The organism is Streptomyces albus subsp. albus, from assembly GCF_000725885.1.
Taxonomy (GTDB): Bacteria; Actinomycetota; Actinomycetes; order Streptomycetales; family Streptomycetaceae; genus Streptomyces; species Streptomyces albus.
This window is the reverse complement of record NZ_JODR01000013.1, coordinates 29890-53556: the sequence shown is the minus strand read 5'-3', so window position 1 is coordinate 53556 and position 23667 is coordinate 29890. Positions and strand designations below refer to the sequence as shown.

At 73.4% G+C, this 23667-nt stretch carries 20 protein-coding genes and 1 pseudogene; 11 read left to right on the top strand and 10 right to left on the bottom strand.

Going from position 1 to position 23667, the window contains the following annotated elements; genetic code table 11:
• Positions 1–139 precede the first annotated feature (139 nt).
• The 4 genes and pseudogenes from IO40_RS38790 to IO40_RS0115715 form a co-directional block, all read left to right on the top strand.
• Positions 140–343 (top strand): annotated as a pseudogene (locus IO40_RS38790) (hypothetical protein); the annotation flags it as partial.
• On the top strand, positions 330–845 hold the full coding sequence (locus tag IO40_RS0115730; protein WP_031175597.1) for a DUF6879 family protein: 516 nt from the start codon (positions 330–332) through the stop codon (positions 843–845). The pseudogene IO40_RS38790 and the gene IO40_RS0115730, both read left to right, overlap by 14 nt.
• On the top strand, positions 842–1675 hold the full coding sequence (locus IO40_RS0115725) for a helix-turn-helix domain-containing protein (RefSeq protein ID WP_031175596.1): 834 nt from the start codon (positions 842–844) through the stop codon (positions 1673–1675). Before IO40_RS0115730 ends, IO40_RS0115725 begins: the two co-directional genes overlap by 4 nt.
• 472 nt (positions 1676–2147) lie before the next feature.
• Positions 2148–2636 (top strand): GNAT family N-acetyltransferase, encoded by a 489-nt coding sequence (locus IO40_RS0115715; RefSeq protein WP_030406794.1) that lies wholly within the window; start codon positions 2148–2150, stop codon positions 2634–2636.
• Positions 2637–2662: 26 nt separating this feature from the next.
• On the opposite strand, the gene IO40_RS0115710 is transcribed toward IO40_RS0115715, so the two are convergent.
• Complete coding sequence (locus tag IO40_RS0115710) at positions 2663–3862, bottom strand: thiolase C-terminal domain-containing protein (protein WP_078659726.1); 1200 nt, start codon at positions 3860–3862, stop codon at positions 2663–2665.
• 143 nt (positions 3863–4005) lie between these two features.
• Between IO40_RS0115710 and IO40_RS0115705 the strand changes: the two genes are divergently transcribed.
• Positions 4006–5568, top strand: a complete 1563-nt coding sequence (locus IO40_RS0115705; protein WP_031175595.1) for an acyl-CoA dehydrogenase family protein — start codon at positions 4006–4008, stop codon at positions 5566–5568.
• A complete protein-coding gene (locus tag IO40_RS0115700) occupies positions 5568–6077 on the top strand; it encodes a nitroreductase family deazaflavin-dependent oxidoreductase (protein WP_016472505.1) in 510 nt (169 codons plus the stop codon). Before IO40_RS0115705 ends, IO40_RS0115700 begins: the two co-directional genes overlap by 1 nt.
• A gap of 238 nt (positions 6078–6315) precedes the next feature.
• Here IO40_RS0115700 and IO40_RS0115695 read toward each other — a convergent pair whose 3' ends face one another.
• Positions 6316–6963, bottom strand: a complete 648-nt coding sequence (locus IO40_RS0115695) for a TetR/AcrR family transcriptional regulator (protein ID WP_030406798.1) — start codon at positions 6961–6963, stop codon at positions 6316–6318.
• A 306-nt stretch (positions 6964–7269) separates the two neighbouring features.
• On the opposite strand from IO40_RS0115695, the gene IO40_RS0115690 reads away from it, so the two are divergent.
• Positions 7270–10338, top strand: a complete 3069-nt coding sequence (locus IO40_RS0115690) for an outer membrane protein assembly factor BamB family protein (RefSeq protein ID WP_031026526.1) — start codon at positions 7270–7272, stop codon at positions 10336–10338.
• Positions 10339–10423: 85 nt separating this feature from the next.
• Here the strand turns inward: IO40_RS0115690 and IO40_RS0115685 are convergent, their stop codons facing one another.
• Positions 10424–11332: a hypothetical protein gene (locus IO40_RS0115685; protein ID WP_031026524.1), complete on the bottom strand. Its 909-nt coding sequence runs from the start codon at positions 11330–11332 to the stop codon at positions 10424–10426.
• A 167-nt stretch (positions 11333–11499) separates the two neighbouring features.
• Here IO40_RS0115685 and IO40_RS0115680 point away from each other — a divergent pair, with 167 nt between their 5' ends.
• Positions 11500–12039 (top strand): hypothetical protein, encoded by a 540-nt coding sequence (locus IO40_RS0115680; protein ID WP_031175594.1) that lies wholly within the window; start codon positions 11500–11502, stop codon positions 12037–12039.
• A 117-nt stretch (positions 12040–12156) separates the two neighbouring features.
• Here the strand turns inward: IO40_RS0115680 and IO40_RS0115675 are convergent, their stop codons facing one another.
• Positions 12157–12738 carry a TetR/AcrR family transcriptional regulator gene (locus IO40_RS0115675; RefSeq protein WP_016472511.1) on the bottom strand — a complete coding sequence of 194 codons (582 nt, stop codon included), beginning with the start codon at positions 12736–12738 and terminating at the stop codon, positions 12157–12159.
• Between the two features lie 87 nt (positions 12739–12825).
• Between IO40_RS0115675 and IO40_RS0115670 the strand changes: the two genes are divergently transcribed.
• Positions 12826–13719, top strand: a complete 894-nt coding sequence (locus IO40_RS0115670; RefSeq protein ID WP_031175593.1) for an NADP-dependent oxidoreductase — start codon at positions 12826–12828, stop codon at positions 13717–13719.
• A gap of 332 nt (positions 13720–14051) precedes the next feature.
• Here the strand turns inward: IO40_RS0115670 and IO40_RS0115665 are convergent, their stop codons facing one another.
• The 3 genes from IO40_RS0115665 to IO40_RS0115655 are packed head-to-tail and all read right to left on the bottom strand — an operon-like array spanning position 14052 to position 16473.
• Positions 14052–14843, bottom strand: coding sequence for an enoyl-CoA hydratase/isomerase family protein (locus tag IO40_RS0115665; protein WP_031175592.1), 792 nt, complete (start codon positions 14841–14843; stop codon positions 14052–14054).
• Positions 14840–15328: a Zn-ribbon domain-containing OB-fold protein gene (locus IO40_RS0115660; protein WP_041969141.1), complete on the bottom strand. Its 489-nt coding sequence runs from the start codon at positions 15326–15328 to the stop codon at positions 14840–14842. Before IO40_RS0115660 ends, IO40_RS0115665 begins: the two co-directional genes overlap by 4 nt.
• A 5-nt stretch (positions 15329–15333) precedes the next feature.
• Positions 15334–16473, bottom strand: a complete 1140-nt coding sequence (locus tag IO40_RS0115655) for a lipid-transfer protein (RefSeq protein ID WP_016472515.1) — start codon at positions 16471–16473, stop codon at positions 15334–15336.
• A 165-nt stretch (positions 16474–16638) separates the two neighbouring features.
• Here IO40_RS0115655 and IO40_RS0115650 point away from each other — a divergent pair, with 165 nt between their 5' ends.
• On the top strand, positions 16639–18315 hold the full coding sequence (locus IO40_RS0115650) for a FadD3 family acyl-CoA ligase (protein ID WP_031175590.1): 1677 nt from the start codon (positions 16639–16641) through the stop codon (positions 18313–18315).
• Between the two features lie 93 nt (positions 18316–18408).
• Here IO40_RS0115650 and IO40_RS37650 read toward each other — a convergent pair whose 3' ends face one another.
• The 3 genes from IO40_RS37650 to afsR form a co-directional block, all read right to left on the bottom strand.
• The gene (locus tag IO40_RS37650; RefSeq protein WP_016472517.1) at positions 18409–18564 is read right to left on the bottom strand and encodes a VENN motif pre-toxin domain-containing protein; all 156 of its coding nucleotides are present in this window, start codon (positions 18562–18564) and stop codon (positions 18409–18411) included.
• A 225-nt stretch (positions 18565–18789) separates the two neighbouring features.
• Complete coding sequence (locus IO40_RS0115640) at positions 18790–19089, bottom strand: hypothetical protein (RefSeq protein ID WP_016472518.1); 300 nt, start codon at positions 19087–19089, stop codon at positions 18790–18792.
• Positions 19090–19298: 209 nt separating this feature from the next.
• A complete protein-coding gene (afsR, locus tag IO40_RS0115635; protein WP_031175589.1) occupies positions 19299–22244 on the bottom strand; it encodes an SARP-family global regulator AfsR in 2946 nt (981 codons plus the stop codon).
• A gap of 202 nt (positions 22245–22446) precedes the next feature.
• Between afsR and IO40_RS0115630 the strand changes: the two genes are divergently transcribed.
• The gene (locus IO40_RS0115630) at positions 22447–23667 is read left to right on the top strand and encodes an amidohydrolase family protein (protein ID WP_031175588.1); all 1221 of its coding nucleotides are present in this window, start codon (positions 22447–22449) and stop codon (positions 23665–23667) included.

Genomic DNA, 23667 nt, shown 5'->3' with positions numbered 1-23667 from the left:
GCGACGGCCGGTCCCCCCGCCTGCTGTGCGGGGCGGTTTCATGCAACAACGTGCATACCCGCGAATGTGCATGGACGCCTGGGTACGACGCTCGTACGGTCGTGAGCAACGGCCCGTAGGGCTGGACCAAGGGGACTGCATGGCACGCGAAAAGCTGACTCGGCTCACCGGTGACGGGAACGGCGAGTGCGGTGAAGACGACTGCTCCAACGTGTACCGGACCGAGCGGGGAACGTTCCTCGTGCAGGGCGACGTGTCCGCCGCCTTCGCACCGCCGCGGGGCGAGGGACTTGTCGAAATTCCCGAGCACGTTCTCCGGGAGGCATTCCGTGCTCTTGGATGGTCACAATTGGAAAAGGGCCATTCGGGATTTCCGGTCCGAGGCATGGCGGCTGGAAACCTTGCCGCAATATCTCGTACCGCAGGAAACGGCGGAGATCGCGGCCTTCCGGGTGGGGAAGAGAATCGATCCGGTCACCTACTCGTCGCCGTACACCGAGGAGTTGAGAAGGCTTCGCGGTGAGGGGAAGCGCAAGGGGCGCGTGCACATCGTGACCCGGCCGCTCTCCGCGTACCTGCAATTCGAGTTCTCCCGGTACTACACGCCGCACGTGCACGCGGGGGAAGACATCAGGATCCTCGACGTGACCGAGCGGGAGAACCCGCTGCCCGACGTCCAGGACTTCTGGATGTTCGATCGGACGAAGGTCGTTCTCATGCACTACGAGAGCGACGGCACCCAGGTGTGCCGGGAGCTGTACGAGGGCGATCCGGCCCGCTTCGTCGAGTACCAGCGCATCGCCGTCGCCGAGTCGGTCCCGTTCCTGGAGTACGTGAAGGGGTGACGTTCGAGGCCGAGCAGCTCGGCGGGTCCGGACCGGAACTCGCCGTGCTGCTCCGCGAGCTACGCAAGCGAGCTGGTCTCTCCGGGGACCGGCTCGCCGCGCGCTGCAACATGTCCCAGTCCAAGGTGAGCCGGATCGAGAACGGCCGCACGCGGCCGTCCCTGGTCGACGTCGAGGCGATCCTGAGAGCCGTGCAGGCGCCGCCCGAACTCGTCGCCGAGGCATCCGCTCTTGCCAGGATGGCCAACACGGAGTGGCGGAACCTGCGGGAACTGCGCCGCAAGGGACTCGGAACCCGACAGGCGCAACTGAAGGGCCTTGAGGCCTCCTCGACGCATATGCGCTATTTCCTGCTCTCGATGGTGACGGGTCTGCTCGCCACACCGGAATACGTACGGGCGAGCCTCGCCCACTCTCCGGCGGATGTGAGCAAAGCAGTGGCGGGAAAACTGGAACGGCAAGCCGTTCTCCACGATGTGTCGAAGCGGTTCACGTTCCTGCTGACCGAGCAGGCCGTCCGATGGCCTGTCGTCCCACCGTTGGTCCTGGCCGCTCAGATGGACCGCCTGTCCTCCCTGTCCCACTTTCCGAACGTGCGCATCGGTGTGATCCCCATGGGAGCGGAAACCCCTCGCGTGCCATTGAACACCTTCACCATCTACGACGCTTCCCTGGTCACAATCGAAACCTCTGCGGGAAGTCTCGTACTGCGTGACGGGCGGGACGTGCGGGCTTCCTTGCAGAAATTCGCGGAATACGAGACGTGCGCGGTCTTCGGCGAGGAATTCCGCGCGAGACTCGCCGAATGGGCGGCCGGCTGCCGTGCGTGAACTTCAGTCCACAACGTGCATGAAGCGCGGGGCGACGCGCACGCCACGGGACGATGCTTCGGCAACTACGAAGTGCGGGAGGCCGTGGGGAATGAGCACACCGAAGACGACGATCACGGGGCCGGTTCACCTGACGGCACCGGGCCGGGAGCCGGAGCCCGTGGCAAGCTGCCGGGAATGTCTCGGCTTCGCCGTGACCCGGGCCAACGCACGGTCGGTGGGGGACTACTCGAAGGTGTCGGACGTCAACGTCATGCTCCGTGCGCACCTGAGGGAAGACCATGCGGAAGCATGAGGGCGTTCGGGCGGCCGAGGGGGCGTCGCATCGGCGGAAGAGGCCGTCGACTTTCTGCGGCTTGCCGCGTGTGCCCTCCTGCTCCCTGCCGGAACGGCAGAGGAGCCGCGTACCCCCTCGTGCCCGGGGCACGGACAGGCGCTGGTGCCCGGCAGGGTGGCGCGGCAAGCTGGGGGCGTGCAGATTCGTGAAGCGACAGCCGCCGACTGGCCCGCCATCTGGCCCTTCTTCCACACGATCGTCGCCGCGGGCGAGACCTACACCTATCCGCGGGACATGGACGAGGCCGCGGGCCGTGAGAGCTGGCTGCTCAGTCCGCCGGGCCGCACCGTGGTGGCCGTGGACGAGGCGGGCACAGTGCTCGGCTCCGCCAAGATGAACCCCAACCACATGGGCGGCGCCTCCCACATCGCGAGCGCCAGTTTCATGGTCGCGCCGGAGCACGGCGGCAAGGGGGTGGGCCGGGCGCTGGGGGAGCACGTCCTGGACTGGGCGCGCACGTCCGGTTACCGGGCCATGCAGTTCAACGCCGTGGTGGAGACCAACACCCGGGCCGTCGCCCTGTGGAAGTCGCTCGGTTTCGAGACTGTCGCCACGCTGGAGGAGGGGTTCCGCCATCCCCGGCACGGCTATGTGGGCCTGCACATCATGTACCAGCGGTTCTGAGTCCGGGCCCCGGGGGCCGTCCCGGGTCAGCCGCGGCCCAGGACGAGGGTGCCGGAGGAGCAGAACCAGCCGCCGGTGCCGGAGGCGACGGCCAGCTCGGGCAGGGAGCCGTCGCGCCGCCGTACCTGCCGTTCCTCGCCGGCCTCGCCGCGGAGTTGCCGTACGGCCTCGACGAGCAGGAACAGCCCGCGCATCCCCGGGTGGCAGGCGGACAGCCCGCCGCCGTCCGTGTTGACGGGGAGGGCGCCGTCCCGCAGCAGCCGGCCCCCTTCGACGAAGCCGCCGCCCTCGCCCTTGGCGCAGAAGCCCAGGTCCTCCAGGGTCACCAGCGTCATGTAGGTGAAGGCGTCGTACAGCTCGGCCAGGTCGATGTCGTCAGGGGTGACCCCGGCCCGTGCGAAGGCGGACCGTCCGGAGACGGCGGCGGGGGAGACGGTGAAGTCCTCCCACTCGGACATCGTGGTGTGCGAGACGGCGGTGCCCGCGCCGAGGATCCACACCGGGCGCGCCGCGAGGCCGGGTACGAGGTCCTCGGCCACCAGCAGGACGGCGCAGCCGCCGTCCGAGCGGATGCAGCAGTGCAGTTTGGTGAACGGGTCGGCGACCAGGGGCCCGGACAGGACGTCGTCCACGGTGATCGGTTCGCGGTACATGGCGTCGGGGTTGCCGGCGGCGTTGGCGCGGGCCTGTACGGCGACCTGCGCGAGCTGCTCGGGGGTGGTGCCGTACTGGTGCATGTGGCGGCGGGCGGCCATCGCGTACTTGGCGATGAGGGTGTGCCCGTAGGGGACCTCGAACTGGAGCGGGCCGCGTGCCCCGAACGACAGGTCGGCGGTGCGGCGCCCCGCCTTGAGGTCGGCCCGTGCGGTGGAGCCGTAGACGAGCAGTACCGCTTCGGCGTGGCCCTGGGCTATCGCGTCGGCGGCGTGCGCGGCCATCACCTCCCAGGTGGCGCCGCCCACCGAGGTGGAGTCCACCCAGGTGGGCCGCAGCCCCAGGTAGTCGGCGATCTCGACGGGGGCGAGGGTGCCCAGTCCGGCGGAGGCGAGGCCGTCCACGCGGGAGCGGTCGATGCCGGCGTCGGCCAGGGCGCGGCGGGCCGCCTGGGCGTGCAGGGCGTACGGCGTCGCCGAGTCGACCCGTCCCACGTCGGAGAGCGCGACTCCGGCGACCGCGACGCGGCGTCCGCCGCCCATGGAGCGGTGTGTGCTGCTGGCAGACGGCATGAATCTGACGGTACATCAGTTATGGACGGCCGGGGAGGGGGCGGATCAGGCGGTGCGGCCCTCTGGGCATCGGCGTGCGGCCTGCCTAATATGACGAGCCGTCAGATGTCGCAGTCACCGTCAGTGCCGAGGGGGCGCCGCCGATGGACACCGCGTTCACCGAGGAACAGGACGGGATACGCCGCACCGTGCGGGACGTGCTCGCCCGGCGCTGCACTCCCGAGGACGTACGGGCCGCGGTCCTGGCCCCGCAGGGCTACGACACCGCCCTGTGGCACACCCTCGCGCACGAACTGGGGCTGCCCGGACTTGCCCTCCCCGAGGCGTACGGCGGCGCCGGCTGCGGCACTCTCGAACTGGCGCTGGCGGCCGAGGAGGCGGGCCGCGCCCTGCTGCCCTCCCCCCTGCTGCCGACCGCCGTACTGGCGGCGTCCCTGCTGCACGCGCTGGGCACCCGCAGGCAGCGCGACCGGCTGCTGCCCGCCCTGGCCCGGGGAGAGCTGACCGCCACGCTCGCCGTCCCGGCCGGCACCCTCACCTCGGCCCTCGGCCTCACCGGCACCGGGGACGGTGACGGTGACGTCACCGGCAACGGCACGGGCCAGGCCCCGTGGACGGGCATCAGCGGCGGGCGCCACGGACGGGGGACCCAGGAGGGCGGGTTCGGCGCCACGGGACTTGCCGCCACCGGGTTCGGCGCCGACGGGCGGGGTGCCGACGGTTCCGGCGGAAGCTGGGCGGGAGGCGGCCGGGCCGGCGGGATCCAGGCGCGGCCGGCGGACGGGGGCTGGCGGCTGTACGGGGAGGTGGGCCAGGTGCTGTGCGGGCACACGGCCGGGCTGCTGCTCGTCGCCGCGCACACCGGCGGCTTCGCCCGCAGCCGCACCGTCCTCTTCCTCGTCACCGCCGACGCGCCGGGGCTGACCCGGATCCGGCAGACGGCGCTGGACGAGACGCGGCCCGTCGCCCGCCTCGAACTGCGGGACGTGCCCGCCGAGCCGCTGGGACCGCCCGAGGACGACGCGGGCCCGGCGCTGGCCGCGGTGGGCCCCGGGGTGGCCGCCGTGCTGGCGGCGGAGGCGGTGGGCGCCGCCGACGGCGCGCTGCGGCGCACGGTCGCCTACGTGGGCGTGCGCCACCAGTTCGGCAGGCCCATCGGTTCCTTCCAGGCGGTACGGCACCGGCTGGCGGACGTCTACGTGCGGGTGGAGGCGGCACGCTCGGCGGCGTACTACGCGGCCTGGGCGGCGGGCACCGAGGCCGCCGCTCGCGCGGAGACGGCGCCCCCGCTGTCCTCCGCCCTTCCGGCGTCCCCGGGGGACGGGCCCGCCGCCGTCCCGGAGGGCCGGGTGAACGGGGTGGACCGGGCGAACCCGGCGGAAGGAAGAGCGAACGGCGCCGGGCCCGGCCGCCCGGGTCCGGCAGGAGGCGGGCCCGGCGAGGCGCCGGTGGACGGGCCGCTGGCGCTCGCCCAGGCGCTGGAGGCGCTGCGCTCGGCCACGGCCGAGACGGTGCAGCTGCACGGCGGTGTGGGCTTCACCTGGGAGCACCCCGCGCACCTCGCCTTCAAGCGTGCGGCGGGTGACACGCTGCTCTTCGGGCCCGCCCATCTGCTGCGGGCCCGCGCCGCCGCACGGGCGGGACTGTTCGCGCCCCGTACCCGGCGCGCGTCCGAGCGGCGGGACGGAGAGGCGGTCGCGGTCTGATGGCCAGGAGGGACGGACGGGTGACCAGGAGCAACGGACGGGCAGCCGTCCAGCGGATCTCGTCCACCAGGACGTTCGCACGGGTCGCCCCGCATGTGATCCCCGTGCTCGACCGGGCCGTCCACCGGCTGTCCGGCGGGCGGACGATGCTCAGCACCCGGATGCTGCCCGGCGTGGTGCTGACCTCGACCGGGGCGCGGAGCGGCGAGCCGCGGCGCACACCGCTGGCGTGCATGCCGGAGCCGGAACGGGGGAGCTGGCTGCTGATCGGCAGCAACTTCGGCAAGCGTGAGCATCCGGGCTGGACGGCGAACCTGCGCAGGCACCCGGAGGCGCGGATCGTCTACCGGGGCAGGGACATCCCGGTGCGGGCACGGCTGCTGGAGGGGGAGGAGCGCGCGGAGGCGTGGCGGGAGCTGGTGCGGTTCTGGCCGCCGTACGAGGTCTACCAGGCGCGGATCGACCGGCGGATACGGGTCTTCCGTCTGGAGGAGCGGGCCGGGGACTGACCGCCGCGCGGGGCCGGGCCCGTCATGGCGGCGGGGGCGCCTGGAGCGGCGCGGAGAGCGGCGCGGGGAACGGCGGGGGGAGTGGCGCGGAAGAGTGTCCTGGACGCACTGTCGCGGTCCGGGTACGCGCTGGTACTGCGGTGGTGCGCACGAAGAACGCGGTGCGCACGGGGCGCGTTGCGCGGACGAGCCGACGGTGCCGTCCGGGCGGCGCGGGATACCTGGGGGGATTACGGGATCACTTGGTGGGCTTCTTGCCCGTGACACCGAGGTGGACGAGCAGCGCCAGGCTCGGCTTGAGCTCCGACTGCTTGACGCCCCAGCTCTGGAACCCCTTCTGGTGGCCCGCGACGGAGGCCAGCATGGCGACGAGGGAGCCCGCGACGGCGGCGGCGTTGACCTCCTTGCCGACCCGGCCCCGGGACTGGAGATCCTTGATCGCGTCGGCCAGCGAGTTGTTGACCGAGTTGAGGATCTTCATGCGGATCTTGTAGAACCGCTTGTCGCCCTCGGCCGCGCCCAGGTCCACCACGCGCAGGATCGCGTCGTTCTTGCGCCAGAAGGCCAAGAAGCCCTCGACCAGGTCCTCGGCCGTCTGCCAGGCGGCCTTGCCCGTCCAGGACCGGCCGGCCACCAGCTCGGTGAGGGAGGCGCCCTCCTTGGCCATGGACTCGGCGATCTCCAGAACGGCGCCCTCGACGTCGGGGAAGTACTGGTAGAAGGTCGCCGGGGACGTGCCCGCTCTCCGTGCGACGTCGATGACCTTGACATCGCGGTACGGCGACGAGCTGAGCATCTCGCTGAGGCAGTCGAGCAGCTTCTGCCGCGTCGCTTGACCGCGGCGTCCGGCCACCCGGCCGTCGACGGTTCGAACTTGTCCTGTCATGCCGTCAGCTTACCGAGGGGTGATCGGCCCGCGATTCGTCCGCGGGCAAATGGGGTGTGCCCGCTCCGGGAGGCGGGGGAGGGGCAATTGGGGTGAGGGGCGACCAGCCGATCATGCCGGTAGGGCCCGGTCATACCCGCCTTTGTCGGAGCACGAAGACACGTACGTGCCGCCCCCGGGTTCGCAACCGGCGCCTTCGCCAGGAAGAATCGGCGTCCGGACCGCCGGGTCCGGCACGGCAGTGAGAGGCTGCACGGGGCGGGAGCGGGCAGATTTTACGGCCCCTACGGGGAGGTGGCAGGACAAGTGGTGGAGCAGCTTACACAGCACGATCCGCGGCGGATCGGCCCGTTCGAGGTGCTGGGCCGTCTCGGTTCCGGCGGTATGGGGCTGGTCTACCTGGCACGTTCGGCCTCCGGCCGCCGCGTCGCGATCAAGACGGTCCGCACGGAACTGGCCGAGGACCAGCTCTTCCGGGTGCGCTTCACCCGTGAGGTCGAGGCGGCGCGCGCGGTCAGCGGCTTCTACACCGCCGCCGTGGTGGACGCCGATCCGCGCGCCGCCATCCCGTGGCTGGCCACCGCGTACGTGCCCTCCCCGTCGTTGGAGGAGATAGTCACCGAGTGCGGACCGCTGCCGGTGCAGGCGGTGCGCTGGCTGGCGGCGGGGGTCGCCGAGGCGCTCCAGTCCATCCACGGCGCGGGCCTGGTGCACCGCGATCTGAAGCCGTCCAACGTGCTGGTCGTCGAGGACGGGCCGCGGGTGATCGACTTCGGTATCGCCTCGGGCGTCTCCAACACCCGGCTGACGATGACCAACGTCGCCGTGGGCACCCCCGCCTACATGTCGCCCGAGCAGGCGCGCGACTCCCGCAGCGTCACCGGCGCCAGCGATGTGTTCTCCCTCGCCTCGACCCTGGTGTTCGCCGCCACCGGGCATGCGCCCTTCCACGGCGCCAACCCGGTGGAGACCGTCTTCATGCTGCTGCGCGAGGGCCCGGACCTGGAGGGGCTGCCGGACGAGCTGCACGGGCTGATCGAGTCCTGCATGCGGATGAACCCGGAGGAGCGGCCCACGCCCGCCGACCTCCAGGCCCAGCTCGCCCCGCACCTGTTCGGCGCGGGCAGCGACGACAGCGGCACGGTGTCCGCCTGGCTGCCCTCCACGGCCGTCTCCCTGATCGAACGCCGTCGCGGCGGCCGTTCCCTGCGTCGCCGGGAGGCCGCCGGGTCCGGGGACGGCGCCGCCGCGGCCGGGAACGAGCCCGCCGCCGTCGGTGCGGGCAGCGCCCCGGGCGGCTCGCCGTCGGCGCCGGTCGGCCCCGGTGGCCCGCCCGCGGTCGGTGCGCGAGCCGCGGGCGGCTCCGCCGGACCGGGTGCGCAGGCCCCCGGCCCGCAGGCGGGCGCCCCGGCGTGGGCGCAGGCCGCCGGTCCGGGTGCCGCCGCCTCCGGGAGCGGTGCCTCCGGGAGCGGGGCCGCCGCCGGGAACGGCGCGGCTTCCGGGAACGCCGCGGCCTTCACCCCCGGTCCGGCCGCCCAGGGTGCGGCGTCGGCCGGTCCTGGCGCGGCGCGGCACGGCTCCGGGGCGGGCGGTGGCGCCGACTGGGACCAGGGCATTCCGCCGGGGCCCCGCGCGGGAGGCGCCCAGGCGGGCCCCTCGGGCGCGGGCTCCGCCGAGGCGGGCCCCTCCGGCGCCGGCCGCGACGGTACGGGCCGCGACGGTGCCGGTGCGGCTCCCGTGGTCTCCCGGCCGCCCGCGCAGCCACCCGGCGCCGAGGCGGGCCCCGTCCAGCTCCCCGGCGCGCAGGTGCCGATCGGACCCGGGCCGCGCCGCCCCGACGAGACCGGGCGGGACACCGGCACCAACCCCTCCACCGGCTGGGTCCGCCCGCCCGAGGGCTCCCCCGACGGCGCCCCGCCCGCCTCGTACGCGCAGCCGTACCCGCACCTTCCGCCGCAGGCGGGGCCCACACCGCCGCCCGGCCCCGCACCCTCCCAGGCCGCGCCCGCGGTGCCGCCCGCACCGCCGTCCGTCCCGCCGTACGCCCCCGGGCCGAGGCACGCCGGCGCGGCCGAGCACGGCGCCGGGCAGCCGCCCGGTGCGCACCCGCTCCAGCAGCCCCCCTCCGTCCCGCCCGCGCCGGTGTCGGCGCCGTCGCCGCAGTCGGCGGGGGCACCGGCGCCGCCGCCCGGACCGGCACCCTCCGCCCGTCCCACCGGCGGCGGGCAGACCGGCGGGGCGCAGCGCTGGCGGCCGTGGCGGTTCCGGATGTCGAACGACGTGTGGGGCTCCCCGGTGGTGGCCGACGATCTGGTGTACGTCACCTCGTTCGAGGTGCACGCGCTGGACGTGGCCAGCGGGCGCCGGCAGTTCAAGACGCGGGAGGTCGCCTGGTCGATGGCCGTCTCCGGCGGCCGGGTGCACGCCTCCGACGGGCCCAGCCTCTACGCCCTGGACGCCGCGGACGGCTCCGAGCGCTGGCGGCTGGCCACCGACGGCTGGGTCTACTCCCTCCAGGTCGACCGGGGCACCGTGGTCACCGGCACCCGGGGCGGCGGCGTCCAGGCGTGGGAGGCGGCCAGCGGCGAGAAGCTGTGGGACCTCACCGGCGCCCAGGCCGACTTCGAGACGCCGGAGGGCGGGCCCGTCATCGCGGACGGTGCCGTCTACACCTGGGCGGACGGGAGGCTGTACGTCTTCGAGGCGCGCACCGGCACCGAGCGGTGGTCGTACCCGGTGGGTGACGCCGCGGCGACCGGCGGGGTGCCGGTGCGGGTGACGGCGGCCGAGGACGGTTCGGTCTACGTGTGCGCCGGCTCCCGGGTGTTCGCGCTGGACGCGGCCACCGGGCGGGAGCGGTGGCGGTTCGACGCGCCGGCCGCCTTCCTGTCCCCGCCGGCGTTCGTGCCCGGCCCCGGGGTGACCGGCGGCGGCGTCTACCTGGCCGACTATCTGGGCACGGTCTACGCGCTCGACTCGGGCAACGGCAACGACCGCTGGCGGATCGCCACCGAGGCCCGCCACTCCACGGAACCGGTCGTCACCGCGGACGGCCTCGTCCACCTGGGCAGCGGCGGCGCCGTCTACACCCTGGACGCGGTCAGCGGCACCCCGCGCTGGCGGTTCGCCACCGGCGCCGACGTGGTGGGCGCACCCGTGGTCGCCGACGGCCGGGTGCACTTCGGCTCGGCCGACCACTGTCTGTACACCGTGGACGCGGTGGGCGGCCAGTTGCGCTGGAAGCTCGCCACCGGCGGGGAGATCACCGGCTCACCGGTGGTGGTGGCCGGCGTGGTGTACGCGTGCAGCAAGGACCGCTGCGTCTACGCCCTGGACGCCACCAAGGGCACCGGCCAGTCCCGGCAGGCCGGCTGACCGTCCGGCACCCCGGCGGCAGCGACACGACGGTGCCCGCCCGTCCGTCCGGCGGACGGGCGGGCGGAAGAGGCGGACGGGGAGGTCAGGCCGCGTCCCGCCGGCCGTGCGGCCAGGTGTCGTCGTCGGCGTTCCCCGGCTGGCCCGGCGCGGCCGGCGGCGCCTTGGGGAACGGCCGGGTGTTGTCGGGCAGTTCCTCCTCGCCCTCCGGAGCGCGGCCCTGCTCCTCGGCCCGGCCCTGGCCCGGCTGCGGGGACCTGGGTTCCTGCGGCTCGTCCAGCGGCGCCCCCTGGGTGCCCGGCATGGACTCGTACGGCTCCTGCTCCCCGGGCCCTCCGGCCGCGCCGCGCATCCCGGGCTGCCCCGGATAGGGCTCCTGGCCCGGGTAGGGCTCCTGCGGCGGCGCCCCGGGCCGGGGCCCGGCCGGGGGCGGCTGGCCCGCGTACGGCTGCTCCAGGGTGTCCTCCTGCGGGCTGCCGTACGGCTGTGCCCCCGCACCGGCCGCACCGCCCGGGACAGCAGCGGTACCCGCGGCACCCGCGGCGGCCGGTTCCGCGCCGCGACGGCGGCGGGCCACCGCGCGGCGCCCCGCCATCAGCGCGCCGCCGATCAGCAGCAGCGCCCCGCCGGCCAGGGCGAGCCAGGCACCGGAGGCGAGCCCTCCGGCATTGCCGGCGGTCAGACTGCCGGCGGCCTGGCCCTGCCGCACCATCCACAGGACGGTGAAGCCGAGGGCGAGCACGCCCGCGATCAGCACCACCGTGCGGGAACGGGCCAGTATCCCCAGGACCGCCACCACCGCGGCGATCAGCATCAGCACGAACAGGCCGGTGAAGAGCGCGGCGGCGGCGCGGGTGATGCCGCCTGCCTGGAAGAGCTGGTCGAGCCTGAAGTCGCGCCCGAGGCGGCCGTTGTACCAGGGGCGGAAGGGGCTGTAGACGACGGCCGCCGCTCCGATGAGGGCGAGGAGCGACCCGATCGCGTTCCGGATCATGGTCTCGTCTCGCTTCCCCGGCGTCACGCGGACGCCGTCCGAATGCGTGATCCGCTTCCGACGCTACGCCGCCGGGAACCCGCTCGCCACTGAGGGCGTCTGGAGCCGATGACATAAGTTGTACAGGACGCGACAAGTAATGGGTCGCGCACTACCGGGGGGTCCTCATGAAGCGTCTGCGCCACCTGAAACTGATCGCCGCGGTCACCGTGGTGCTGCTGGCACTGAGCGGTTTCAGCCAGGCCCGCTCCTCCGGCGGGCGCGGTGGCGGCAGCAAGAGCCACGGCGGCGGTGGCGGCGGATGCAGCAGCGAGAAGTCCGGCAGCCACAGTTCGTCCGACAGCGACTGGGACCGCTCCTACGGCTCCTCCGGTTCCTCCTACGGCTCGTCCTCGTCGTCCTCTTCTTCGTCTTCTTCGTCGTCCTCCGGCGGCACCAGGGCCGACGGCTCCGGTCACGTCACCGAGTGCGCCCGGGAAGTCCCCGGCGGGAAGCCGGCGGCGACCGTACGGGTGCGCAACACCGGTACCGCCAGGGGCACTTTCACCGTGCGGGTGAACTTCCTCGACGCCGACGGCGGCCTCGTCGACTCCGGTTCCGCCGTCACCACCGTCGAGGACGGCCGCTCCAGGACGGTGAAGGTGCCCATGGACACCCCGAGCCTGGTCGGCAAGGTGAAGGAGTGCGAGGTCGCCTCCGTCGGGTGACCGGCGGCGGCCCGGTCCCCGCCCGGAGCCCCGCCCCTGCTCCCGCGAACGCCCCCACCTCCTGGCGGGGGCGTTCGCATGACCGCCCGTGCGTGTCCTGCGGCCCCGGCCGCCGCGCTACCTGGAGGGCGCGGTGACTTCCCAGGCGGCCTCGATCATGCGGAAGATCTCGTCCACCGCGGCGTCCGGGTCGTCCGCCTCGCGGGCCAGCGCGTAGGCGTCGACCACGAACCGGGCCAGTGTCCGGCAGACCGTGCCGGTCCGTGCCAGGGCGGGGTCGGCGGCGACGGCCGCCGCCAGCGACTCCGCGTGGCGCAGCCGCATCGAGTCCTCGTACTGCCGCAGAGCGGGTGACGCGGCGATCATGCGCTGGATCGGGGCGGCGCCGTCCGCCGTGCAGTGGCGCACCAGGGCCAGGACCTCGCGGCGCAGCGCGGGGATGAGGGGCTCGTCCGGCGCCCGGTTCGTGACCGCCTGCGCGAGGCGCTGTTCGAAGCCCTCGTCCTGTTCGAAGACCAGGGCCTCTTTCGAGGCGAAGTGGGAGAAGACGGTGGTGACGGCCACGTCCGCCTCGGCGGCCACCTCGCGGATGCCCACCGCGTCGTAGCCGCGCTCCAGGAAGAGCCGCAGGGCCGTGTCGGCGATCTTCCGGCGGGTCGCGGCCTTCTTGCGCTCACGTCGTCCGGTCGGCACGGTCATGGGCTGGACCCTATCAAATGCGAAATCACAACAGTGAGGAAAAACTAACGGGCAGGAAAACCTAACGGTTAGTGTTACGGTGCCGGTATGAAAAAAGTGATCTTCGCCGAGTTCGGCGGCCCCGAAGTGCTCCGACTCGTGGACGCCGAGGAGCCCCACGCGGGCCCCGGCCGCATACGCATCGCCGTACGGGCGGCGGGCGTCAACCCCGTCGACTGGCGCATCCGTGAGGGCCAGGTCCTCTCCGCCCATCCGATCGCGCTGCCCTCCGGCGTCGGGCTGGACGCCTCCGGGGTGGTGGACGAGGTCGGCGAGGGCGTCGAAGGGGTCGCGGTCGGCGACCGGGTGTTCGGCGAAGGCGCGAGCACCTACGCCGAGTTCGCCGTGCTGACGGCCTGGGCCCGGATGCCCGAGGGGCTGAGCTTCGAAGAGGCGGCCGGATACCCCTCGGTGGTGGAGACCGCGCTGCGCATCCTCAGCGAGGTCGGCGCGCGGCCCGGGCACACGCTGCTGGTCAGCGGCGCGTCCGGGGGAGTCGGCTCGGCGGTCTTGCAGATCGCCCGCGAGCGCGGCATCCCGGTGATCGGCACGGCCGGAGCCGCCAACCAGGACTATCTGCGCAGCCTGGGCGCCCGGGCCACCACCTACGGTGAGGGCTGGGTCGAGCGGGTGCGGCAGCTCGGCCCCGTCGACACGGCCCTCGACCTGGCCGGCTCCGGGGTGATCCGCGAACTCGTCGAGCTGACGGGAGACCCGCACAAGGTCGTCTCCATCGCCGATCTGGACGCGCCCCGGTCCGGTGTCCGCTTCTCCGGTGTGGCCGGGAGCGTTCCGGCGGCGCTGGCCGAGGCGGTGGACCTCATCTCGCGGGGGAAGCTCCACATCCCGGTCGAGAAGTCGTACCCGCTGGCCGAGGCCGCGGCGGCGCACGCCGACAGCCAGGCCGGCCACGCGCGCGGTCGCCGCGTCCTGCTCGTCTGAACCGTCTCCCGTGCCGGCCCCCTTCGGGCCGACGCGGCAACGCGGGGCCGGTGCCTGGGGGCCCGTGCCTCGGGGGAGGCGGGGCCGGTGCCTCGGGGAGGTGAGGCCCGTGCCCCGGGGGAGGTGAAGCCCGCGCCTCGGGGAGGTGGGGCCCGTGCCAACCGGAGGCGAGGCCCCGCCCTTCGGGAAGGTGGGGCCCGCTGCTTGGGAACGCCCTCCCCCCTCTCCTGGCGGTGCCGTCCTGCCCCTGGGTACGCCCACGCCCCCGGCGAGGCCCGTCCCGCCCCGTCGTGAGGGGGACCCTCGTCTCCTCACGACGGGGCGGCCGGGCCTCAGCGGATGCGCGGGGCGCTGTGGGCGCCCCGCGGCCGGCCGTGGAAGAGGTCCGTCTGCCGGTCCGGCGGCAGGTTGCCGAGGGCGATCAGGGACGGGGCGTGGGCCATGGCCCGTTCGCGGGCCGCTTCCCTGGCCGCCCACACGGCCCGCACCGTGCCCTGCACCGCGGCCGGCGGATAGCCGGCCAGCACCCGGGCGCAGCGCAGTGCCGCCTCCAGTGCCCCGCCGGGCGGGGCCAGTTCGGAGACCAGCCCCGTCTCGTACGCGCGCCGCCCGGAGATCCGTTCGGCCGTGCCCATCAGTGCCATCCGCGCCACCTCGCCGAACGGCATCCGCTGCGCCATCCCCATGGCCTCGTAGGCGCTGACCATGCCGTAGGTGGTGTGCGGGTCGAAGAAGACGGACTCCTCCGTGGCGATCAGGAACTCCGCCTCGCCCAGCAGGTAGAAGGCGCCGCCGCAGGCCATCCCCTCGACGGCGGCCAGTACGGGGATCCACAGGTCGTTGCTCTTGGGGCCGATCCGCAGCAGCGGGTCCTCGACGGCGAACGGCGAGTGCGGCTGCGGCACGGCGTCCGGGTCGGCGACCGCGTCCCGGTCGATGCCGGTGCAGAACGCCCGGGAGCCGGCGCCGGTCACCACCGCGGCCCGGACGGCGGCGTCGGTCCGCAGCCGCTGCCACACCCGGCCCAATTCGCGGGCGTCGGCCAGGTCGAGCGCGTTGTGCTTCTCGGGGCGGTCGAGCGTCACCGTCGCGACCCCGTCCCGTACGGACAGGCGGATGCTCACGGGCGCTCCAGCATCCAGCGCACCACCGTCACCCGGTTCTCGCCCTCGCCGAGCACCGGGAAGACGGCCTTGACCGGGGCGCCGATGCGCAGTCTGGCGGCGGGCACGGAACCCAGCGGCGCGTCCGGCGCGGCGACCAGGTTGCCCACCAGCCGGATGGCGGGGTCGTCGGCCAGTTCCACCACGAGCACGTCGTAGGGCGCGGTCCTCGCGTAGCCGGGCAGCAGCGGCGGATGGGCGATCACGTATGACCAGATCCGGCCGCGCCCGCTCATGCGCTGCCACTCGGTGTCGAAGGACTGGCAGCGCGGGCAGCACGGCCGCGGCGGGAAGCGGCGTGTGCCGCAGCCGGCGCACGCCTGTACGCGCAGTTCACCGGCGGCGGCGTACGACCAGAACGGTGCGCCGTCGTCGTCGGGGACCGGCAGCAGCAGCCCGTCCTTCGTGAGGGCTGTCAGGGCTGTCGGTGCCGTCGGTGCGCTCATCGTCCTCAGCTCCTCAGCAGCAGCGCGGAAGTGGGTACGCCCTCGCCCGCCGTCACCAGGCAGGTGGCGGCGTCGGGCACCTGTGCGGTGGAGGTGCCGCGCAGTTGCCGCACCCCTTCGGTGATCAGGTTGAAGCCGTGCACGTACGCTTCGCTCAGTCCGCCGCCGGAGGTGTTGAGCGGCAGCCGTCCGCCGATCTCCAGTGCGCCGCCCTCGGTGAAGGCCGCCCCCTCGCCGCGTCCGCAGAAGCCGTAGCCCTCCAGCGAGAGCGGGATCAGCACGGTGAACGCGTCGTAGATCTGGGCGACATCCACATCCTGTGGACAGAAGTCGGCGTGTTTCCACAGTTGTTGCGCCGCGGTCCAGGCGGGTCCGCGCAGCGGGTCGTCGTTCCAGTAGTTGACCATGCCGTGGTGCTGGGCGGGCAGGCCCTGCGCGGCGGCGTGCACGTAGACGGGGCGGCGGCGGCAGTCGCGGGCCCGGTCGGCGGAGACCAGGACGCAGGCCAGTGCGCCGTCGGTCTCCAGGCAGTTGTCGAACAGGCACAGGGGCTCGCTGATCCAGCGGGCCGTCATGTACATCTCGCGGGTGAGCGGCCTCTCGTACATCATCGCGGCCGGGTTCTGGTTGGCACGGTTGCGGCAGGCCAGGGCCACGTTGAACAGGTGGTCGCGGGTGGCGCCGTACTCGTGCATGTAGCGGCGGGCGAGCATGCCGATCTCGTCGGCCGGCCGCAGCAGGCCGAACGGCCGCGTCCACTGCGCGGGTGTCGGCAACTGCACGGTGGTGTTCTTCCAGGGGCGGGCTCCCGAGCCGCGTTTGCGGGACCGCCAGGCGACCCCGACGGTGGCCTGGCCGGTGGCGATGGCCGCCGCCAGGTGGGCGACGGTGGCGCACGAACCGCCGCCGCCGTAGCCGACCTTGGAGAAGAAGGTCACATCGCCGGCGCCGATGGCCTTGGCGACCTCGACCTCGTCGGTCTCCTCCATGGTGTACGAGGCGAAGGCGTCCACCTCGTGGGGGGCGATCCCGGCGTCGTCGAGCGCGGCCAGGATCGCGCGGCAGGCGAGGGTCTTCTCGGATTCGGGGAGCTGTTTGGCGAACGGCGTCTGTCCTATCCCGACGATCGCCGTGGCGTCCTTCATGGCGTCCTCCCTCTGGCGACCTGATCGCTGCATCGCTGCTGACAGTGCGGGAGGCTACAGCTAACCTGACGGTGTGTCAGGTCCCGGTGCCTGACCGAGCACCGTCCGGCCACGCCCAGCGGGCCGCGGCGGTTGGCCCGCCGGCACGGCAGGAGGAGGCGCACGGTGAGCGACCCGGCCCCGTCACCCGCGAACGGCACCACAGGGCGGGACCGGCCCGCCCCCGGCACCGTCCCGGCTCTCGTCCAGGACGCCGCGGCCCGCTTCGGGCCCCGCGAAGCCGTCGTCGAAGGGCGCACCCGGCTCACCTACGCCGAGCTCGGCCGGCGGGTGGAGGAGGCGGCGGCGGCCTGCCTCGCCCACGGGCTGGAGCCCGGCGACCGGGTGGCCGTCTGGGCGCCCAACACCCTCGACTGGATCGTCGCGGCTCTCGGCGCCGTCACCGCCGGCGGCGTCCTCGTCCCGCTCAACACCCGGTTCAAGGGGCGGGAAGCCGCCTATGTGCTGGCCAGGACCCGGGCCCGGCTGCTGTTCGTCACCGGCACCTTCCTGGGCACCTCGTACGTGGCCGCCCTGCGCCGTACCGCCGCCGAAGGCCCCGGTGCGGGCCCGCTGCCCGGGCTGCCGCACCTGCGCGAGGTCGTGGTCCTGGCCTCCGACGCACCCGAGACCTTCACCACCTGGCCCGCCTTCCTGGCGCGCGGCGCGGACGTTCCGGTGGAGGCCGTACGGGAGCGGGCGGGGAGCATCGCCCCCGGCGACCCCTCCGACATCACCTTCACCTCCGGCACCACCGGGCACCCCAAGGGCGCGGTCATCACCCACGAACAGACCGTGCGCGTCTACCGCACCTGGAGCGAACTGGCGGGACTCACCGAGGGCGACCGCTATCTGATCGTCAACCCGTTCTTCCACACCTTCGGCTACAAGGCCGGCGTCATCGCCTGCCTGCTGCGCGGCGCCACGATGATCCCGCAGCCCGTCTTCAGCGTGGAGACCGCGCTGGCCCACATCGCCGCCGAACGCGTCACCGTGCTGCCCGGACCCCCCACCCTCCACCAGTCCGTCCTGGACCACCCGGCCCGCCACCGGCACGACCTGTCCGCACTGCGGCTCGTCGTCACCGGCGCCGCCGTCGTCCCCCTGGAACTGGTGGAGCGGCTGCGCGCCGAGCTGGAGGTCGGCACCGTACTGACCGCCTACGGGCTGACCGAGGCGTCCGGCACCGTCACCATGTGCCGCCGCGGCGACCCCGCGAAGACCGTCGCCGCCACCTCGGGGCGGGCCATCCCCGGCACCGAGGTACGGGTCGCCGCTCCCGACGGCACCCCGCTGCCGCCCGGCGAACCCGGCGAGGTCCTGGTGCGCGGCTACCACGTCATGTCCGGCTACTTCGAGGAACCCGAGGAGACGGCGAAGGTCCTCACCCCGGACGGCTGGCTGCGCACCGGCGACGTCGGCGTGCTGGACGCCGACGGCAATCTGCGCATCACCGACCGCATCAAGGACATGTTCATCGTCGGCGGCTTCAACGCCTACCCGGCCGAGATCGAACAGGTGCTGGCCCACCATCCGGGCATCGCGGAGGCGGCCGTCGTCGGCATCCCGGACCCGCGCCTGGGCGAGGTCGCCAAGGCCTACGCCGTCCGCCACCCGGGCGCGACCGTCACCGCCGACGACCTGATCGCCTGGTCCCGCCGCGAGATGGCCAACTACAAGGTCCCCCGGGAGGTCGAGTTCGTCCCCGAACTCCCCCGCAACGCGGGCGGCAAGGTCCTCAAGACCCGCCTGCGCGAAAGGACCCGTCTGCCCGAACGCGGCCGGGAGGGCCCAGGAAGCTGAGCGGGACGGGGAGCCGGGGAGCCTGGGGGGAGAAGCCGGTGGGGCCGCCCCCTTCCCAGGGGCGGCCCCACCGTGTGACGTGCGGGTGCCGTGTCAGCTGGAGTGGTTGTTGTCGATCCCGACGGTGGTCACGACATGGCCCGCCGACGCCGACGGCGCCGTGCTGTCGGCCAGTGCGGGCCCGGCGAGCCCGCCGAGCACGGCGGCGGCGAGGGCGGACGCGGCGAGGATTCTCTTCAGGACAGTCACGATGAACTCCAGGGGATCGGCCGTTGTGTTCGGTTCTCTTCCGGGCGTTGCTGGTTAGTAGCTACCCACCTTGCGCCCCGCCTCCGTCGACCGCCGCTCGTCGGCCACTCATGAACGACGACGGCCCCGGGGCGCCGGGCGGTAAACCGCGCGGGCCACCATCGACGGCTCCCCCTCTACGCCGTCGATGGCAGCCCGCGTCTCCCCCCGTGCGAAACGCCCGCCTCAGCGGGCGGTGGCTTCCTGCTCCTCGGCCGGCACCTCGGGACGTATGGTGCCGTGGTTGTTCTGCAGAACCTCGGGACGGGCGGTGCCGTGATTGTTCTGCAGTGCCTCGGGAAGGGCCGTGCCGTGGTTGTTCTGGGCGACCTCGGGACGGATGGTGCCGTGGTTGTTCTGGACGCTCACGGGCTCGGAGGTGCCGTGGTTGTTGTCCGGGCTCGGCACGCTCGTCCCGTGGTTGTTCTCGGTCCCGGTGGTGGTCGTTCGGCTCGGCTTCTCTTCTGTCTGCTCGTGAGTGGCCATGGTGGCTAGCTCCTCGACGTGAACGGTGGTGCGACGGCCACCCGCCCAGCGGCTCCCCCGTGGACCGCCGGACGGGTGTGTTACGGCCGCTCACCGTACAGGGCAGCGGCTTCCCCCCTGACCCGCCTGCCCCCCGACGCGGCGGATCGTTGGATAAGAGCATCGCCCACGGCGATAAACGAATGATGAACGACTTGTACGCCGGGCGTTCAGCGGTCGGGTACGAGGGTCAGCAGGTCGCGGACCTCCGCCGCCTCCGGCGCGTCCAGGGAGTCGAAGATCGTGGACGCCTCGGTCAGACAGGCCCGCGCGCGGCCGAACTGCCCCAGCTGCGACAGCGCCTTGCCCAGCACCACCAGCACGGTGCCCCTGCGCCACTCGCCGCCGATGACCCGCAGCGCGATGGCCTGCTCGGCGTGGCTGGCCGCACGGGCGGCGTCGCCGTCCAGCAGATGGGCCTCGGCGATGCGGTAGTGGGTGACGCCCTCCCACAGCGACTGCCGGCTGTCGTGGAAGATCTGCCGGGCGATCATCAGATCGCGCAGCCCCTCGGTCACCCGGCCCGCCTGGGAGAGGGCGCAGCCGAGCGAATAGCGCGCGTTCGCCATCCGCAGGGTGCTGTCCATCTCCTCGTAGATGGTCACACCCCGTTTGGCCAGCTCGATGGCGCTGTCGTGCAGACCCAGCGCGATGTGCACCCGGGACAGATTGCACAGCGCGCTCGCCTCGGACGGCCGGTTGCGGTCCGCGCGGAACGCCTCGATGGCCTGTTCCAGATGCTTCTCCGCCTCGTGGTACCGGCCGAGGTAGGTGCTGATGATGCCCAGGTCGTTGGGTGCGTAGGAGGTGGAGACCGGATCACCGGCCAGCCGCCCCAGCTCCATGGCGCGCAGGGCTTCTTCCTGCGCCTCGGGGAAGCGACCGCCGAGCGCGTAGGCGTGCGTGAGCATGATGCGGGCGCGGGCGCCCGCGCGGTTGTCGCCGGCCCGCTCGGCCGCGTCGCGCACCGCGCCGGCGGCGCGTTCGTACCGCAGCGAGTGGATGCCCGAGTCCGCCAGGTCCTTGGTGGCCACCAGCAGGTCCGCGGCGGGCCGCAGCAGCCCGCGGTCGGCGCTCTGCCGGACGGCGGACATGAGGCACTCGCCTTCCGCGAAGAGCCATTCCAGGGCCTTCTCCTGGCCGGGGAAGGCCAGCCCCTCCTGCCGGGGCGGCCCCAGGTGCGCGACGGTCCGGTCGCCCGGGTGGTCCGCGGCGAAGACGTGCCGTGCCGTGGCCAGGTAGAAGTCCACCAGCCGCTCCAGCGCGGCGTCGCACTCGCTGGGCGGCTGCTCGTCACGTTCGGCGCAGGCCCGCGCGAACAGCCGGACCAGATCGTGGAAGCGGTAGCGGCGGGGCGCGGCGGATTCGAGGAGCGAGGTGTCCACGAGGGACTCCAGCAGGTCCTCGGCGTCCTCGGGGGAGCGGTCCAGGAGCGCGGCGGCGGCCTCCAGGGAGATGTCGGGTCCCTCGGCGAGGCCGATCAGCCGGAAGGCGCGGGCCTGCTCGGGGTCGAGCTGCCCGTAGCCGAGTTCGAAGGTGGCCTTGACGGCCTGGTCGCCGGCCTGGAGTTCGTCCAGTCGGCGCCGCTCGTCGGCGAGTTTGGCGGCGAGCACCGAGACGGTCCAGGTGCGGCGGGCGGAGAGCCGGGCCGCGGCGATACGGATGGCGAGCGGCAGGAATCCGCAGGCGGCGACGACGTCCATGGCGGCGTCGCGTTCGGACAGCACCCGCTCCTCGCCGACGATGCGGGTGAAGAGGGCCAGGGCCTCGTCGGGGCTCATCACGTCGAGGTCGACGAGGTGCGCCCCGGCCAGATCGACCATGCGCATCCGGCTGGTGACCAGGGCGGCGCAGCCGGCGGTGCCGGGCAGCAGCGGGCGGACCTGCGCGGCGTCGCGGGCGTTGTCCAGGAGGGCCAGGACGCGGCGGCCGGCGAGCAGCGAGCGGAAGAGCGCGGCGCGGTCGTGGACGCCGCTGGGGATGGCCGAGTCGGCGACGCCGAGGGCGCGCAGGAAGGAGCCGAGGACCGCTTCGGGGTCGGCGGGGGTGGACCCGGCGCCCTGGAGATCGACGTAGAGCTGTCCGTCGGGGAAGCGGTCGGCGGCGGCGTGGGCGACGTGGATGGCCAGGGTGGTCTTGCCGACGCCGCCGATACCGGCGACCGCGGAGACGGCCATGACGGTGCCGTCGGCCTGGGCGAGCTGGTCGCCGAGTTCGGCGACGAAGGAGGCCCGGCCGGTGAAGTCGGCGACGGTGGCGGGCAGCTGGGCGGGCCGGGTGACGGTGGTCCGCCCGGCGGTGGCGGGCTCGTCGGCCTGGTAGGTGAGGTCGTCGTCGGCCTCCAGGATGCGCTGCTGGAGCTCCGACAGCTCGGGGCGCGGATCGACGCCGAGCTCCTCGGCCAGCAGCCGGCGGGTGTCGGCGTAGACGGCGAGGGCCTCGGCCTGCCTGCCGCTGCGGTAGAGGGCGAGCATGAGCAGCTCGCGGAAGCGTTCGCGCAGCGGGTGCGCCGCGGTCAGCGCGGTCAGTTCGCTGACGGCCTCAGCGTGGCCGCCGACCTGGAGGTCGAGGTCGAGCCGGACTTCGAGCAGGCCCAGGCGCCACTCCTCCAGGCGGACGCGCTGGTGTTCCGCGTAGGGGCCGGGGATGCGGGCGAGGGGTTCGCCGTCCCAGTGGGCGAGGGCCTCGGTGTACAACTCGCGGGCCTGGGCGCGGTCCCCGGCACCGGCGGCCTTCTCGGCGCGCTGCGCGGTCTCCTGCGCGGTCTCCAGGTCGAGCGGCGCCTCGGGCCCGGTGCGCAGGGCGTAGCCGCCGGATTCGCTGACGAGGAGGGAGGCGTCGGGGCCGAGGGCCTTGCGGATGCGGGAGGCGTAGGTGCGCAGGGCGGCCTTGGCCTGTTCCGGCGGCTCCTCGCCCCAGATGGCGTCGATGAGTTCCTCGGCGGTGGCTGTCTGGCCGCCGCGCAGCAGCAGGGCGGCGAGCAGCGCCTTCTGCTGGGGGGAGCCCAGGTTGAGGGGCTGGTCCCCGCGCCAGGCGCGTACGGGGCCGAGCACGGCGAAGCGAAGTCGGCGCTCGTGGTGCTCCGTTCCGTTCCGCGCATGATCCCCGGCGCCCATTGGTGTGCCCCCTGCTTATCCGCACTCCTCCGTTCCCCGCACGGGTCAGTCTGCCTTGTCCATGCCGATTACGTCAGCTCGGGTACCGGCCTCTCTACGAAGCCTTCGTATTCGGGCGAGGCCGGCAGGGCGCCCGGCGGCCGGGCCGCGGGCGGCGCGCAGCTAGCTGACGGGTCGTCAGATGAGAGCTACGGTGGTCGGCATGGATGCCTTCCCCAGGATCATTTCGGTGGACGACCACACGGTCGAACCGCCCCATGTGTGGACGGACCGGCTGCCGTCCAAGTACCGCGAGGTGGGCCCCCGCATCGTGCGGGCCCCGCTGAAGGAGATGACCTTCGTCGGCGGAAAATTCGCCCCGAAGATGGGCGAGCCGGGCGACGAGGGGCCGGTGGCCGACTGGTGGGTGTACGAGGACCTGCACCGCCCGCTGACCAGGCTGGACACCGCGGTCGGCTACGACAGGGACGAGGTGCGGCTGGAGGCCATCACCTACGAGCAGATGCGGCCCGGGTCCTACGACGTGACCGCGCGGCTGGCCGACATGGACGTCAACCACGTCACCTCGGCGCTCTGCTTCCCCACCTTCCCCCGCTTCTGCGGCCAGACCTTCACCGAGGCCACCGATCGCGAACTGGGCCTGCTGGGGGTCCGCGCCTACAACGACTGGATGGTCGAGGAGTGGTGCGGTCCGGACGCCCGTGGACGCCTGATACCACTCACCCTCATACCCCTGTGGGACGCGGAACTGGCCGCCGCGGAGGTGCGGCGCAACGCCGAACGCGGGGTGCGGGCCGTGTGCTTCTCCGAGATCCCGCCCCGGCTGGGTCTGCCGTCCGTGCACACCGACGCCTGGGACCCGTTCCTGCGGGCCTGCGACGAGACCGGCACCGTGATCGCCATGCACATCGGCTCCTCCAGCCGGATGCCCTCCACCTCGGACGACGCGCCACCCGCCGTCGGCTCCACGATCACCTTCGCCAACTGCTGCTTCTCGATGGTCGACTGGCTGATGAGCGGCGTCTTCGAACGCTTCCCCAACCTGAAGATCATGTACGCGGAGGGCCAGATCGGCTGGATCCCGTACATCCTGGAGCGGGCCGACGTGGTGTGGGAGGAGAACCGCGGCTGGGGCGGGGTCGCCGACAAGGTGCTGCGCCCGCCGTCGGAGCTGTTCGCCGAGCACGTCTACGGCTGCTTCTTCGACGACGCGTTCGGCCTGCGCAACGTGGACGCCATCGGCGTCCCCAACGTCCTCTACGAGACGGACTACCCGCACTCCGACTCGACCTGGCCCAAGTCCCGGCAGGTCGCCGAGGCCCAGATGGGCCATCTGCCCGGCGACGTGGTGGAGCGGATCGTGCGCGGCAACGCCATCGACCTGCTGAGCCTGACGGACGAAGGGCTGTGGCCCGGGCCGTGA

Excerpts from the sequence above, each read along its gene's own strand:
- IO40_RS0115710 (WP_078659726.1), bottom strand. The coding sequence starts at position 3,862 with ATGCCGTCTGCCAGCAGCACACACCGCTCCATGGGCGGCGGACGCCGC.
- IO40_RS0115705 (WP_031175595.1), top strand. The coding sequence starts at position 4,006 with ATGGACACCGCGTTCACCGAGGAACAGGACGGGATACGCCGCACCGTG.
- IO40_RS0115700 (WP_016472505.1), top strand. The coding sequence starts at position 5,568 with ATGGCCAGGAGGGACGGACGGGTGACCAGGAGCAACGGACGGGCAGCC.
- IO40_RS0115695 (WP_030406798.1), bottom strand. The coding sequence starts at position 6,963 with ATGACAGGACAAGTTCGAACCGTCGACGGCCGGGTGGCCGGACGCCGC.
- IO40_RS0115685 (WP_031026524.1), bottom strand. The coding sequence starts at position 11,332 with ATGATCCGGAACGCGATCGGGTCGCTCCTCGCCCTCATCGGAGCGGCG.
- IO40_RS0115680 (WP_031175594.1), top strand. The coding sequence starts at position 11,500 with ATGAAGCGTCTGCGCCACCTGAAACTGATCGCCGCGGTCACCGTGGTG.
- IO40_RS0115675 (WP_016472511.1), bottom strand. The coding sequence starts at position 12,738 with ATGACCGTGCCGACCGGACGACGTGAGCGCAAGAAGGCCGCGACCCGC.
- IO40_RS0115670 (WP_031175593.1), top strand. The coding sequence starts at position 12,826 with ATGAAAAAAGTGATCTTCGCCGAGTTCGGCGGCCCCGAAGTGCTCCGA.
- IO40_RS0115660 (WP_041969141.1), bottom strand. The coding sequence starts at position 15,328 with ATGAGCGCACCGACGGCACCGACAGCCCTGACAGCCCTCACGAAGGAC.
- IO40_RS0115655 (WP_016472515.1), bottom strand. The coding sequence starts at position 16,473 with ATGAAGGACGCCACGGCGATCGTCGGGATAGGACAGACGCCGTTCGCC.
- IO40_RS0115640 (WP_016472518.1), bottom strand. The coding sequence starts at position 19,089 with ATGGCCACTCACGAGCAGACAGAAGAGAAGCCGAGCCGAACGACCACC.
- afsR (WP_031175589.1), bottom strand. The coding sequence starts at position 22,244 with ATGGGCGCCGGGGATCATGCGCGGAACGGAACGGAGCACCACGAGCGC.
- IO40_RS0115630 (WP_031175588.1), top strand. The coding sequence starts at position 22,447 with ATGGATGCCTTCCCCAGGATCATTTCGGTGGACGACCACACGGTCGAA.